Here is a 14,905-nt window from a genome sequence, read left to right as displayed (position 1 = left end):
TTTGCTCAAAACAAAAGCGAATCTTTCTACCGAATATCGAACTTAATTAATTTTCTGATATAGATTTTCCGATGATTTTATAAGCGATGCCCAATAAGGCTTATATAATGTCGGCACGCCAACTATTAATGTCCATTATGAAACCTGCACAGGATGCTTTTGCAGCCCTACGTTATCGGGATTTCTCGATTGTTACGCTTAATCAATTTTGTCTGACCTTAGCCATTTTGATTCAAGAAATTATTGTTGCTTACTCACTGTATCAAATCACTAAAGACCCGCTAACACTAGGCTTAATTGGTTTAGCCGAAGCAATTCCTTTTATTGCTCTCTCTTTGTGGGGAGGATACTTTGCAGATCGTTTCAATAAACAGACCATTATGAAAATTTGTCTGTTTTTTTCTGTACCGATGCCACTGATTCTTTGGGGGTTATTTCACCAATATAGTCTCGGCCAAATTGATGTCACCCAACTGTCTTGGAGGATTTATGCGGTCATTTTTGGGCTTGGAACGATCCGTGGTTTCTATAATCCCTCGGCAACGTCGCTTAAACCTTTTTTAATCCCGCGGGAGCTCTATGCCAATGGTGCAACATGGACAACGATTGGTTGGCAAAGTGGGGTGATTATTGGGCCAATGCTTGGCGGTTTTATGTTGGCATTTTTAGGCCGTGAAACCAGTTTGCTCAGTGTTGCAGCACTACTAACGGTCTGCTTCGTCCTCATTAATCTGCTCAGTAAACGCAGTTTCCCTAAAATTGAATCTGACAATTTAAAAGATAGTTTAAGTGAAGGTTTTCGTTTTATCTGGAAAACCAAAATTGTCCTTTGGGCGATTTCACTCGATTTAGTTTCTGTGCTTTTTGGTGGCGTGATTGCCCTCTTACCGATTTTTGCCGAAGATATTTTAAAAGTGGGGCCTGAAGGTTTAGGCTACTTACGGGCAGCACCGTCTATTGGCGCCCTGATCACCATGATTGCATTGACCAAATTCCCTCCAACTCATCATGCATGGCGTAATATGTTATTGGCTGTAGCGGGTTTTGGTGTATTTACCATTTTATTCGCATTTTCAAGCAATCTTTGGTTATCACTCTTTGCACTGGCAATGACTGGTGCATGTGACAGCATCTCTGTGGTGGTTCGCCAAACTATTTTACAGCTCTATCCGCCGGAAAATATGCGTGGGCGTGTTGCCGCGGTCAATGGCATGTTTGTCTCCAGTAGTAATGAACTCGGTGCATTTGAATCTGGATTGGCTGCAAAATATATGGGCACGATCATGGCGACAATCTTTGGTGGCTGTATGACCATGGCTGTAGTTGCAATCAGTTGGGCAAAAACCCGTGACTTGTTTGGGATCGACATTACCCATCAGTCAAAAAAATAATGGCATATTTTCCATTTAAACCTTGCCAGTATTTCCAATACAGGAAATACTGCGCAGCAATATCGACGCATTCATCACTCACTTTGTGATCTTAGAATAGACTTATGAAACAATATCTGTGCTTAACCCTTTTGGCCTGCGCTCCATTTTCTACAGCGTTTAGTGCTTCAACCAAAACCCATCAACTTCCGGCACAGAATATTGAAGTTGCTCCTGCGCATTTAACCACGCGTTTAAATTGGTCGGTTTTTCCAAAACCGGTATATGCCAATGAAGACCTCAAGCAACGTGACCGCGCGGCCATTATTCGTGTTACAGCAAATGCAAAAGGCACCATTACCGATGCAAGTGTTGAAGAAAGTACAGGGGTCGATCAACTCGACCGAATCTTAATTGCTGCTGTCAAAAAAGCTAAAGTCAAACCACATTTAGAAAATGGTGAATCCAAAGCCATTATTGGCTATCAAGCGTTTAATTTGAGAGTTAAAGGCAATACGCCTGAATGTGATTTCAACTTTGATTCAAAAGTTTGGAATGCACAGAGTGCAGATAAGAAAACGCCATTCCAATATGTATATCAACCAAAATTAGATCTCACTAGTCATGAGTTGAAACAGCACGATCGTAAAGTCAAATTTAACTTTAAAGTGGATAAACACGGACAAGTAAAAAAGGTCAAGATCAAGCAAGGCTCTGGCATTTATGTACTCGATCAGAAAGTCGTTGAAGCACTAAGAAATAGTCAGATCTCGGTTAAACGTACTGCGAGCACCCTTTGGATCTACAAAAAGTCGAACTTTAAAGATGAAATTCAATTTAAAGTGAATGGCTGTAAATAAATAATAGATTCAACTTTTCAAACAGGGATTGAATATTTCAATGCCCTGTTTTTTATCTCAGAAAAAACCTAAAAATATAAGATAAATACAGAGATAACGCCCTGTTTTCGCCACGGTAACCATCAATACAAAGCGCCAAAAGTTTTCTTTCATTAAACCCGCGATTAAAGTAATTGGGTCTCCAATTATCGGCAGCCAACTCAGTAGCAAAGACCAATAGCCATATTTGTGATAAATGCCCTGTGCCTGCTGCATTTTCAGCTCTGACACTGGAAACCATGTTTTATTTTTATAATGTTCTACTTTTAAACCAAGCCACCAATTCGCACAAGAACCGAGAATATTACCAATACTGGCCACCACAATCAGCAGCCATGGATTATGTTGACCATAGCTCAACAAGCCGAGCAATACGGCTTCGGACTGTAAAGGAAGTAAGGTCGCAGCCCCAAATGCCGCGAAGAATAAAACTAAAAACGACCACATCGAAACGAATGCTTAGAGACCTAATTTTTTCTTCGACTTCAAATATTCAAAATTTGACCAAAGCACTGCTGCAACAATTACAACGATTCTCGACCATTTATATTGTGAAGAAATCGGTTCAATCGCAGCTCGCATCAAGTTTTGATCTTTGGTATGTAAATCTGCAAGAATATTTTGAACATGCACAATTTCAGCGACAAATAGCACTAAGCAGCCTGCAATACCAAAAATAATACTCCAATAGATTCTTGGGTTATTTTCAACAATACGGGTAAAATTTAAGAAAAAGTCTTTCATCGCAAAATCGTCCAACTAAGCCGTCAACAACGCGTTCTTTTCGGCAGCGCCGCATTCTAACACAGCGTTAGAATTTTCTTCCGTCCTATCTAAAATCTTAAGGTGAGTCTTTCCGCACTTTACTTTTATACATGAGACTTCTAATCTGCCACGCAAATATTGAATAATTTTAACTCACTTTATGAAAAAAATTCTTTGCTTAAGTTTTATCGTGTTATTACAAATTTTGACCGCTTTATATGCACAAAGTCCTTCTGAAGTTGCCAAACAACACCTGATTACACAAGATCAAATGATTTGGCAAAAGCGACCTATCTTTAACTTCAACAATGACGATCTGGGCAATCAAAATCGTGACCTTAGTTTTAAATTGTATGTTTTAGCCACCGGCGAAGTTCAAAAAGCTAAATTAATCAAAAGCTCTGGACTTACACACATTGATAAGCGGGTTGAGCAGTCACTTTTACGTGCCAAGTTCAAACCTTATATCGAAAATGGTGTAGCCTCCCCCTTTGTTGCCTTACAGCCCTTCTCACTCAAGACCCTGAAAGAAAACCAAAGACCTTGGTGGAAAAAGCTTCTATTCATTTCATAAAAAAAAAGAGCATGTTTCCATGCTCTTTTTTTAAACCTGTATTGTTAAGGCTTTTTGTACCGCTGGACGGACCGTCAGTCGATCGATATAGTCTTTCACGTATGGATAATCTTCCAACTGAATTTGCTGCCATTCATGACGCAGCGCCCAAGGCAGAATAGCCATATCTGCAATCGAATACTCTCCAGCCACAAATTTTTGACCAATCAACTGATGGTTCAAAACTTTATATAAGCGTTTAGATTCATTTACATAACGTTCAGTTGCATACGGAATACGTTCAGGTGCAAAACGACTAAAATGATGATTTTGTCCTAACATGGGCCCAAAACCACCCATTTGCCACATCAACCATTGTTCAACTTCAACGCGCTCAAACTCATCTTCTGGATAAAACAAACCTGTTTTACGTCCAAGATATTGCAGAATCGCACCAGACTCAAAAACTGAAATTGACTCTCCTCGTGGGCCATTCTGATCCACGATTGCAGGGATTTTATTGTTCGGAGAAATTCTCAAAAAGTCTGGCTGAAATTGATCATTTTCCAAGATATTAATCGGAAAAATTTGGTATTCCAAACCCATTTCTTCTAAAGCGATGGTAATTTTATGTCCATTGGGTGTACCCCAATAGTAGAGATCAATCATCTATATTCCTTTTTAATTTTCAGTAAGGCAATCTCATTTTGCTTTATGTATAACATGTTTAATCCAGTGAAAGCTTGTCAGTTTTTCTGAAAAGTAACGTTAAAATGTGAATTATCACTTTGCTTTTAAAATCACTTAAGGTACAAAAATTCAAAAAATATAATTTTTTTATAAAAATCCCTTGAAAAAAATCAGCACAGACCGATATTGATACATGTACAAGGATCAAACGATCTTGTTAGTGAACAGTGGATGCCAAGCATCACTGAACATTTCTTTCTTATTGTTACAACTTTGCTTATTAAAGAGAGTTCTAATTATGAGTAGTTTAAATCTTAACCCACTTTTCCGTCGTAGCATTGGTTTTGATCGTTTCAACGATTTATTTGATTATGCCATGCAAAGCGACACTCCAAATTACCCGCCATACAATATTGAAAAAACGGCTGAAAATAGCTATCGCATTGTGGTGGCAACCGCAGGTTTTACAGAAGATGAACTTTCGCTAAACTTAGAAAATCAAGTGCTAAGCATTTCAGGTAAACCAACTGAAGCGCAAGATACAACTGTGGAATTCCTGCATAAAGGCATTGCTCGTCGTACATTTAAACTGTCTTTACGCTTAGATGAACATATAGAAGTGCAACAAGCCCTATATGAAAATGGTTTATTGACAGTGGACTTACAGCGTATTATTCCTGAAGAAAAACTACCACGCCAAATTCCAATTGGCAAAAAGGCATTGATAGAAAGTCCTGTCCAAGAAAATATCGCTGAGTAAACTCTCATAAAAAAAAAGACCCTTCGGGGTCTTTTTTATATTAAGAAAATTAGTTAGATTCAAAACATGACAAACAAGAATAAAAAATCATGCCATCTCAAGAATATAGTGTCTCGATTCCAATTTATATGTTTCGTTTTTTATCTATTCTAAACTTAATCTTACCCATAGGTGTTTTTAATGAATCCTTGGTGGGTCTGGCTTACAAGCTGTTCATCTACTCTTTTTAAATTTTGGCGTATCTTGCAAAAAATAATCCTACTCTGTATTACTATCTATTTATATGAAATGTACTTTGTTCTGATCGCTTTTATGACATGGAATATACGACCTAATATTACCAAGATGAAAATCTATTGGAGGGTACTGAAAACCCCTATTTCACGGCCTGTTTTATGTAAAAAGATCTCACATAGTTAGCTCAATAAAAAGCTTTGCTCACTTCATACCTACATTAAAACTAAATTAAAGCATTTCAAAACGTCTGAATCGAAACAACGATTGAATATCAATTAAAATATAATCAAATTTGTCTTTCTTAAAGAAACTTACTTAATACCCTCAGACATAAGTTCGCATTCATGAATTTTGCTCTATTTTACAATCAATACGCAGCAAAAATTATTGGTGCCCTTGAACATCATTGAGATTAAAAAACCAAAATATAGGCAAAAAAAAAGCACTGCAAATGCAGTGCTTTTTTAATGGATACTTACTTTTTCTTTTTAGGACCAAGCAGCATACCCATTTGACGGCCTTCCATTTTTGGTGTTTGTTCAACAACACCATAGTCAACCACGTCAGCTTCAATTTTTTGCAATTGAGCCAAACCTAACTGTTGGTGTGCCATTTCACGACCACGGAAACGAAGCGTGATTTTTACCTTATTGCCTTCTTCAAGGAACTTGATAATGGCACGTAGTTTAACGTTGTAGTCACCAACATCAGTACCAGGGCGTAGCTTGATTTCTTTCACCTGTACTTGATGTTGTTTTTTCTTCGCTTCTTTTTGCTTTTGTTTTAGATCAAACAAATGCTTGTTAAAATCCATGATTTTGCAGACTGGTGGCTCAGCATTAGCAACAATCTCAACAAGGTCAAGATCTACTGCTTCTGCAGCACGCAAAGCGTCAGCAAGAGATACAATCCCTTTTTGCTCGCCATTTTCGTCTACTAGACGGACTTCTTTTGCACGAATTTCATCATTCAAGGCAGGACGGTTTGATTTTCCGCCCTGTTGATTACGGTCAGGCTGTTTAATCGCTTTTACTCCACAATGTACCGGCCGCGTTCGGCTACGGCTGCTTTTACTAGGTCAACGAATGCATCAATTGACATAGTACCCAAATTTTTTCCAGAGCGAGTACGGACGTTTACAGTACCTTCCTCAACTTCACGGTCCCCAAGAACCAATAAGTAAGGAATACGCTCTAAAGTACGTTCACGAATCTTAAAGCCGATTTTCTCATTTCTCAAGTCTGAAATCGCGCGGATACCGCTTTCTTTAAGTTTAGCGACGACTGACTCACATGCTTCAGCTTGTGAATCGGTAATGTTCATCACACATGCTTGAATTGGAGACAACCAAGGTGGCATGAAACCAGCATAGTGTTCAATAAGTATACCAATAAAACGCTCGAAACTGCCAAGAATTGCACGGTGCAACATTACAGGCTGATCACGGTCGTTATCTTCAGTCACATAAGACGCATCTAAACGTTCTGGTAAGTTAAAGTCACATTGAATTGTACCGCACTGCCATACACGACCTAAGCAGTCTTTCAATGAGAATTCAATTTTCGGACCGTAGAATGCACCTTCACCCGGTTGAAGTTCCCACTCTAGGCCTGCAGCATCTAAAGCATCTGCTAAAGATTTTTCTGCCATGTCCCAAAGTTTGTCATCACCCACACGTTTTTCTGGACGTGTCGACAACTTCATTTGTACTTCTTCAAAGCCGAAGTCTTTATAAACATCTAATGTCAGTTTAATAAAGTCTGCAACTTCAGTACCGATTTGTTCTTTGGTACAGAAGATATGCGCATCATCTTGTGTAAAGCCACGTACACGCATAATGCCGTGTAATGAACCCGATGGTTCGTTACGGTGACATGAGCCAAACTCAGCTAAACGGATTGGCAGGTCACGGTAAGATTTTAAACCTTGGTTGAACACTTGCACGTGACATGGGCAGTTCATTGGTTTTACTGCATAATTACGGTTCTCTGAGTGAGTCGTAAACATGTTTTCAGCATAGTTAGCTGCGTGCCCTGATTTTTCCCAAAGCGTGAAATCAACCACTTGCGGTGTACGAATTTCTTGGTAACCATTAGCTTGTTGAACTTTACGCATGTATTGTTCAAGCACTTGGTAAATCGTCCAGCCGTTCGGATGCCAGAACACCATACCTGGTGCTTCTTCTTGCATATGGAACAAGTCTAACGCTTTACCAATTTTACGGTGATCGCGTTTTTCAGCTTCTTCAATACGTTTAATGTAGGCAGCTAACTGTTTTTTGTCCGCCCAAGCTGTACCGTAAATACGTTGTAGCTGTTCGTTTTTCGCATCACCACGCCAGTAAGCACCAGAGATTTTAGTCAACTTGAACGATTTTAAGAATTTAGTATTTGGAACGTGCGGACCACGGCACATATCCAAGTAGTCTTGATGGTAATACAAGCCCATTTCAGTTTCTTCAGGCATGTCTTCGATCAGACGCAGTTTGTATTCTTCGCCGCGTGCAGTGAACTCTTTGATCACTTCATCACGTGGAGTCATTTTTTTGATGACATCATAGTCTTGGTCGATGAGCTTTTTCATGCGCTCTTCGATTGCTGCCATGTCATCTAAAGTAAACGGACGTGGCATCCAGATGTCATAGTAGAAACCTTCTTCAATGACAGGACCAATGACCATCTTTGCTTCTGGGAACAATTGCTTAACTGCATGACCCACCAAGTGCGCACAAGAGTGACGAATAATGTGAATACCATCTTCATCTTTAGGCGTGATAATTTGTAGGCTAGCATCTTCTGTAATTAAATCAGACGCATCAACTAAACGATCGTTTACACGACCCGCAACTGTATTTTTTGCTAGACCAGGACCGATGCTTTGAGCAACTTCCATCACAGACACGGCATGATCAAATTCTTTTTGATCGCCATTTGGCAAAGTGATAATTGGCATATAAAAATCCTTAAGGAGTGATGCCCCGTACAATGGAGCATGTCACCGCGAGATTATGATCGAGGGAGACCCTCAAAAGATAAAAACGGTGGATAAATAAAATTCGACCTAAATTTTACACGCCCTGCCAACTTTAATAAACCTCTAATCCCATGGAAGTTGATTTTTCTACCGCCTTTTACAAGACTCCTGATAATTCAAGCAGATTTCAGCCGAAATGCGCTTTATGCTGTCAACATAATAATCACGTTCTAATTCATAAAATTATTCCGAATTTCGAACACCAATACCCACTGAAATCTTTATGTAGGCAGGTATCATGCAAGCACACTCACTTATATCTTGGTCTAGTTTAAAACCGCTCCAACCCGCTTATGCCCTCGCAGCCAATGTCGATCTTGTGGTCTTAAGGCTCGAAGATAATGATGCAGAACAAGTCGTGGTCATGTATGGTCGCTGTCAGCATCGTGGCGCCCTCATGGCTGATGCCCATATTCAAGGGGATAAAATCGTCTGTGGGCTGCATGGCTCGCACTATATTTATAAAACTGGTATCAACCCACGTTATCTGAATAAAAATTTGCAAAAGTTTAAAGCGTGGGTGGAAGGTGATCAGGTGTATGTCGATCTTGAAGAAATTCAAGCGTGGGAAAATAGAAATCCTCAACAATATAAGCGTGATCAATACCAAGGCCTATATGCTGACTCCGCGCCCGCACCAGAAGAACCACATAATAAATTGATCTTGGAACTTGCACGCAATGGCTTAAGTAAATTTGGACATCATGGTCCGACAGCGGCGATGGGCGTACCTTTTAATCAACTTCCGAAATGGGATGATATTCAACTGATCACCGCACAACTGTGGAAAATTCCATTGTTAGATGATGCACCCGTAGCAACCGAAGTGGTAATTGGCCCAAATGCTAAAAAACCATTAAAACTCAAAATCCCCCTGTTTGTGTCAGATATGAGTTTTGGTGCGTTATCTCAAGAAGCCAAAGTTGCCCTTGCAACAGGTGCTGAAATTGCGGGTACAGGAATTTGCTCAGGTGAAGGTGGAATGCTTACTGAGGAACAAGCGGCCAATTCACGTTATTTTTATGAACTTGCATCGGGTCGTTTTGGCTATGACATCGAAAAAGTTAAAAAGTGTCAGGCCTTTCATTTTAAAGGCGGTCAAGCTGCAAAAACAGGTACGGGAGGACATCTTCCAGGCCATAAAGTGGTTGGAAAAATTGCAGAAGTGCGCAAATTACCAGAAGGCACCGCAGCCATTTCTCCTGCAACTTTCCCCGACTGGACTCATCTTTCACAATATCGTGAATTTGCAGAATATGTCCGAGCAGAAACCGGCGGCATCCCGATCGGCTATAAACTCTCCGCACAGCATATTGAACGTGATATTGACGCAGCACTCAGCATCGGTGTGGACTATATTATTTTAGATGGTCGTGGCGGTGGAACAGGTGCAGCCCCAACCTTATTCCGTGACAATATCTCTGTACCGACCATTCCCGCGCTTGCACGAGCACGTCGTCATTTAGACCGTTTAGGACGGTCAGATATTAGTTTAGTGATCACAGGTGGACTTCGTGTACCCGCTGACTTTATTAAAGCACTGGCTTTAGGTGCAGATGCCATCGCGATTTCAAACTCTGCCATGCAAGCCATTGGCTGTTTAGCTATGCGTGCCTGTCAGACCAATGATTGTTCTGTCGGCATCGCCACACAACAAGATCATTTACGTCGTCGTTTAGAAATAGACAAGTCGGCACAACAACTGGCGAATTTTCTAAATGCATCCGTTGAACTGATGCAAGTTATGGCACGTGCCTGCGGACATCATCATCTGAATCAATTCTGCAAAGATGACCTGACCACATGGAAAAAAGAAATGTCGAACCTCACGGGTATTCACTACAGTGGATTTGAGTAAGCGTCAAATCATGAGCTTTTTTCAAAACAATTGAACCTAAAAAGAGTCCATACGGGCTCTTTTTTATTCTCTGAAGGTTTCAAAGGCAATGAATTGATCGGCTTGGTACAACCAAAGCTGTGAAAATTGAGGGATGATCATTTCACTTTGTGCAGGACGTAAAAATATATAATCATCTACATCTATGCTGCTTGTCTGTGGAATTTGCACAAGCTCCTGATTACTACTGCGACCATATAACGCATGGGGCTGACTGCCTTGAGGATAAACATAGTCCCCTCGCCAATAACCTCCATAAATAAACACAGCCTGAGATTTTGCCCAATGACTGAGCCATTCTAACTGTGGTAATTCAGTCCGCGGCAACACTTTTAGCACAGGTGTGGCGATCCATAAGGCACTTTGGAAAGCTTGTAAATTTTTCAGTTCAAAATCTACGGGTTTTAATAACATCGAGCCAAACGAGACTTCGTTACAGACACTCTGCTGACAATGAAAACTAAAACTAGGACTACCACCACCATTCCAACAGGTGTGTTCATCACATAAGGTTGGGTAGCGCTGTTGTACATAAGCTTTGAATTGTTGATAACTTTGCTGGGACTGTTGATAAGTCTGTTCAGTAGATTGGATCAGCCGTGGAATCTTCGCCACATGTGCGTCATAGCCCATTAATCCTGAAAATTTTAAATGTTGGGGATGTTGAACGATTTCATCCAAAACAGCCTTTAGCTCATCGATCGTTTTCAGACCACCACGGTGTAAACCCACATCTATTTCAATATTGATGCGTAGACACAGTTGATGCTGCTCAGCAAATTTGAGGTATTGGGCTAAACGCTGTTCACTATCAATCAGCCATTGCACTTGCGATTGCGTTGCCTGCAAAAACGCCTTGTCTGCATGGTTTAAGGCCTGAATCGGCATCGGTTTTCCAAACAACACATCGGCTTGCGGAATCGATTCGAAAAGCGTTTTTAGATGTGCAAAATGAAATAGCATGAAACGCTGTGCCTGAAGCTGAGTAGCACAGTGTTGAAGCAGAGCCATGCACGCCAAGGATTTCACCACCAAGCGCGGATGTAGCCCTTTTGGCATTTGCTGCTGAGTGACCACCAAGTTGTGATTTAATGCATCAACATCCACGATTAACTGGGGCATCCCCGTACCATTTTGTTTTAACAGTGAATTCAACTTTTGAAAATATGCATCCATTCCATCCCCTTTTTCATATCGTTCGATTGGTCTTCAACGTTTAACTTTCCACGATGCTTATGCAATCAGTAATTGCTGTAGCTCTGGACTGAGCCACTTTTGCTTCGGATCTAATTCTTGTCGAATCTTTAAAAAATCCTGCCACTTGGGGTACACATTTTGAAGCTGCCGCGCATTTAGGCTATGCAATTTCCCCCAATGCGGACGCCCGCCATATTTTAAAAAAATCGGCTCCACGAGCTTAAAGATGACTTGATAATCTTGCTTATAGAACTGATGCACCGAAATTGAGGCCGAATCTTGCTGATAAAACGGACTGAGCCAAATATCATCCCCACGTACAAGTCGATATTCTAGCGGAAAAAACATCGGAACCTTATGTCGTCGAAGGGTATGCAAAATTTCTTCTAAACAATTCATCCCGTGTTGCAGCGGAATCTGGTATTCCATCTCATTAAATTTGGTATTTCGAGCAGAAGGAAAAATTCGACTTGACCAGTCTACGCTGATCGAAGGTTTGACAAAAACACCCAATAAGTTTTGTAGCCATGGATTCAGTGGTGGAAAAATTCGCGTCAATTCTGCACAAAATTTGAGTAATACGTCATCATCTAACCACTGTTCTTTCCGCGGTTGAAGGTCATCTTCTGTCACATCTAAGGTTTTTAAAATAACCTGATCGGCATGACTAAATGCCCAGAACTCAATATGTCGATGTTCATATTGCCATTGCTGCATATTTTGCATGACGTCTTTCAGCGGACATAATCGCGTTTGTTCTTTGAGTTTATACATCGACCGATTTTGCAGCTGTACATGCGTCAGCACGCCTAAACTCCCGAGTGAAACACGCCCTGCTTGGAAAATTTCGCTGTTCTGTTCAACACTGCATTGTAGTAATTCGCCCTGCGCGGTTAATAATTCAAACCCCGTAACCAATGCCGATAAACATGGTAATTCGAGTCCGGTACCATGCGTCCCTGTTGCAATCGCTCCAGCCAAACTTTGACGATCAATATCACCTTGATTAATCAGTGCCTGATCAAAAGACGCGAGCTTCTCCCCCAAATCAAATAATCTTGTGCCAGCTTGGACGGTACTTTGGCAGCGTTCTACATCGATATCTAGAATGCCTTTGAGATGATCTAAACGTACTAAGGTATCTGTAGTTTTTGCCAAAGGGCTAAATGAGTGCCCTGCGCCAACCAAGCGAATCTTAGGATGGGATTGCACCACATCCATTAATTGCTCAAGATTTTGCGGTTGTGTAAATGACTTCGGGATCGACTTCTGAGCACCTGACCAATTTTCCCATGCAATGTCGTGTTGAATTGTCATATTCATCCTTGTCGCCATACTTTTTATTGTATTTAGCCGTATTGTTTTATTTTTGATTCCGCTTTTGCAATGTTAATGCACAAGCCATCTTGATTTTTTACTTAGATTATACGAAGTTCTGTATCTTCTCAAATTTAAGTTTATTGTTATAAAACAGCAAATAAGCAACGATCAATTAAAAAAAATATCATTCGTTTATACCCACACAAAGACTATTCAAGGCGCTCTACATTATTCGTTAAGCATCATTCAAACCGAATCAATAAAAAAGATCACACACGGAAATATCTGCCAAATCAGTATAAAAAACCAACAACACCTGTATATTTTTCAACTAAATTATTTATGCTAAAAAATCAATTTTGAGAACTACAGGGTTCATTTTCGTCACCTTATTGTTTTTATTATGTTAAATTTCAATCACTTAAAAATTTAGTGTAAATACTCGACTAAAGCATAAATGCAGAGAAGCTACGGACTGAATTATTGTTAAGTCAGATTTAAAACAAATAGACATGGACTTGGAGTACCACGATGGTTAGCGCATACGATGAATTGCCACGGACCCCGGCAAATTTTGTGGCACTTTCGCCTCTACGTTATTTAGAGCGTGCAGCTTATATTTATCCTGATCAGGATGCCATTATCCATGGCAATCGTCATATTTCATGGCGCCAAACGTATAACCGCTGTCGTCAATTTGCACATCAGTTGCAACAATTAGGCATTGGCAAAAATGACACCGTGTCTGTGTTATTACCGAACGTTCCGGCTATGGTTGAAGCACACTTTGCCGTACCGATGGCGGGTGCTGTACTAAATACGCTAAATACACGCCTTGATGCGAAAACCATTGCCTTCATGCTGGAACATGCAGAAACCAAAGTCCTGTTGGTTGACCCTGAATTTGCTCAAGTTGCCACCGAAGCTTTGGCTTTGATCGATCAAGACATTTATGTCATTGATGTTGCAGATGCTGAATTTGAAGGCACAGCACAACCGATTGGACAAATTGAATTTGAAGACTGGTTGGCGCAAGGCGATGCGAACTTTGAATGGCACTTACCTCAAGATGAATGGGATGCGATTAGTTTAAGCTATACCTCGGGTACCACAGGGAATCCAAAAGGCGTGGTGTATCATCACCGCGGCGCATATATCAATGCAGCGAGTAACATCATTGCTTGCGGCATGACGCCACGTGCAACGTATCTGTGGACGCTTCCTCTATTCCACTGTAATGGCTGGTGCTTTGCTTGGACAATGGCAGCCAATGGCGGAACCAATATTTGTCTACGTAAAATTGACCCTGAACTGATTTTCAAATTGATTGCAGAACACAAAGTAGATTATTTCTGCGGTGCGCCAATCGTACTTTCAATGATGATCAATACGCCTGAAGAGAAAAAAGCACAATTTGACCATCGCGTTGAAGTGATGGTTGCTGGTGCAGCGCCACCTGCAGCGATTATTGAAGGGATGCGTAATATTGGCATCAATGTTACACATGTTTATGGTTTGACTGAAACATATGGTCCATCGGCACTTTGCGCATCGCAAGCTGGTTGGTCTGATCTTTCCATTCAAGAACAAGCACAGTTGCATTCTCGCCAAGGTGTGCCATACCCGCTTCAAGATGGCATGAAAGTCATTGATCCTGAAACCATGTTACCTGTTCCGCATGATGGCCAGACCATGGGTGAAATCATGTTCCGTGGCAACATCGTAATGAAAGGTTATTTGAAAAACCCAGAAGCAACGGCTGAAGCCTTTGCCGGTGGCTGGTTCCATACCGGCGACTTAGCAGTCTGCCAACCTGACGGTTATGCCAAAATTACTGACCGCTCTAAAGATGTGATCATTTCAGGGGGTGAAAACATTTCATCGCTCGAAGTAGAAGAAATTCTATATCAACACCCTGCTGTACTGACAGCTGCAGTGGTTGCAAAACCTGACCCTCGTTGGCAAGAAGTGCCTTGTGCCTTTATTGAATTAAAAGCAGGTAAAGAAGCAACGCCTGAAGAACTGATCGAATTCTGTAAGCAGCACCTTGCACGTTTCAAAGTACCTAAAGATGTAGTGATTACCGAAATTCCAAAAACCTCGACAGGTAAACTTCAGAAGTTCGTTCTCCGTGAATGGGCTAAAGAGCGCGCTGTTGGTGAATTTGGTTAATGTTAAAACTCA

The 14,905-nt window shown here is 40.8% G+C and carries 13 protein-coding genes; 6 read left to right on the top strand and 7 right to left on the bottom strand.

The window, feature by feature from the left end:
- Positions 1-137: 137 nt before the first annotated feature.
- Positions 138-1,391 (top strand): MFS transporter, encoded by a 1,254-nt coding sequence (locus FTT99_RS14365; RefSeq protein ID WP_180130758.1) that lies wholly within the window; start codon positions 138-140, stop codon positions 1,389-1,391.
- 104 nt (positions 1,392-1,495) lie between these two features.
- On the top strand, positions 1,496-2,230 hold the full coding sequence (locus FTT99_RS14360; RefSeq protein WP_180130718.1) for an energy transducer TonB: 735 nt from the start codon (positions 1,496-1,498) through the stop codon (positions 2,228-2,230).
- Positions 2,231-2,287: 57 nt separating this feature from the next.
- Here the strand turns inward: FTT99_RS14360 and FTT99_RS14355 are convergent, their stop codons facing one another.
- Positions 2,288-2,716: a YqaA family protein gene (locus FTT99_RS14355; RefSeq protein ID WP_180130721.1), complete on the bottom strand. Its 429-nt coding sequence runs from the start codon at positions 2,714-2,716 to the stop codon at positions 2,288-2,290.
- A gap of 12 nt (positions 2,717-2,728) precedes the next feature.
- Complete coding sequence (locus tag FTT99_RS14350; protein WP_078192639.1) at positions 2,729-3,013, bottom strand: hypothetical protein; 285 nt, start codon at positions 3,011-3,013, stop codon at positions 2,729-2,731.
- 181 nt (positions 3,014-3,194) lie between these two features.
- On the opposite strand from FTT99_RS14350, the gene FTT99_RS14345 reads away from it, so the two are divergent.
- Positions 3,195-3,608, top strand: coding sequence for an energy transducer TonB (locus tag FTT99_RS14345; protein WP_180161615.1), 414 nt, complete (start codon positions 3,195-3,197; stop codon positions 3,606-3,608).
- Between the two features lie 30 nt (positions 3,609-3,638).
- Here the strand turns inward: FTT99_RS14345 and FTT99_RS14340 are convergent, their stop codons facing one another.
- Positions 3,639-4,256 (bottom strand): glutathione S-transferase N-terminal domain-containing protein, encoded by a 618-nt coding sequence (locus FTT99_RS14340; RefSeq protein WP_180130726.1) that lies wholly within the window; start codon positions 4,254-4,256, stop codon positions 3,639-3,641.
- 319 nt (positions 4,257-4,575) lie between these two features.
- Here FTT99_RS14340 and FTT99_RS14335 point away from each other — a divergent pair, with 319 nt between their 5' ends.
- Positions 4,576-5,037 (top strand): Hsp20 family protein, encoded by a 462-nt coding sequence (locus FTT99_RS14335; protein ID WP_078192642.1) that lies wholly within the window; start codon positions 4,576-4,578, stop codon positions 5,035-5,037.
- A gap of 712 nt (positions 5,038-5,749) precedes the next feature.
- Here the strand turns inward: FTT99_RS14335 and infC are convergent.
- On the bottom strand, positions 5,750-6,298 hold the full coding sequence (infC, locus tag FTT99_RS14330) for a translation initiation factor IF-3 (RefSeq protein ID WP_078192643.1): 549 nt from the start codon (positions 6,296-6,298) through the stop codon (positions 5,750-5,752).
- A 5-nt stretch (positions 6,299-6,303) separates the two neighbouring features.
- The gene (thrS, locus tag FTT99_RS14325) at positions 6,304-8,226 is read right to left on the bottom strand and encodes a threonine--tRNA ligase (protein ID WP_078189589.1); all 1,923 of its coding nucleotides are present in this window, start codon (positions 8,224-8,226) and stop codon (positions 6,304-6,306) included.
- A gap of 319 nt (positions 8,227-8,545) precedes the next feature.
- Between thrS and FTT99_RS14320 the strand changes: the two genes are divergently transcribed.
- Positions 8,546-10,165: a glutamate synthase-related protein gene (locus FTT99_RS14320; RefSeq protein WP_180130729.1), complete on the top strand. Its 1,620-nt coding sequence runs from the start codon at positions 8,546-8,548 to the stop codon at positions 10,163-10,165.
- A 63-nt stretch (positions 10,166-10,228) separates the two neighbouring features.
- Here the strand turns inward: FTT99_RS14320 and FTT99_RS14315 are convergent, their stop codons facing one another.
- Positions 10,229-11,380 carry an alanine racemase gene (locus tag FTT99_RS14315; protein ID WP_180130732.1) on the bottom strand — a complete coding sequence of 384 codons (1,152 nt, stop codon included), beginning with the start codon at positions 11,378-11,380 and terminating at the stop codon, positions 10,229-10,231.
- A gap of 57 nt (positions 11,381-11,437) precedes the next feature.
- Complete coding sequence (locus FTT99_RS14310) at positions 11,438-12,718, bottom strand: D-arabinono-1,4-lactone oxidase (protein ID WP_180161619.1); 1,281 nt, start codon at positions 12,716-12,718, stop codon at positions 11,438-11,440.
- Positions 12,719-13,252: 534 nt separating this feature from the next.
- On the opposite strand from FTT99_RS14310, the gene FTT99_RS14305 reads away from it, so the two are divergent.
- Entirely contained in the window at positions 13,253-14,893 is a 1,641-nt protein-coding gene (locus tag FTT99_RS14305) for an acyl-CoA synthetase (protein WP_111884733.1), read from the top strand.
- Positions 14,894-14,905: the final 12 nt, after the last annotated feature.

The sequence above is a fragment of the Acinetobacter sp. YH12040 genome (assembly GCF_013420005.1).
Taxonomy (GTDB): Bacteria; Pseudomonadota; Gammaproteobacteria; order Pseudomonadales; family Moraxellaceae; genus Acinetobacter; species Acinetobacter amyesii.
The sequence above is the reverse complement of the archived record's forward strand: the minus strand, read 5'-3'. Positions and strand labels throughout refer to the sequence as shown.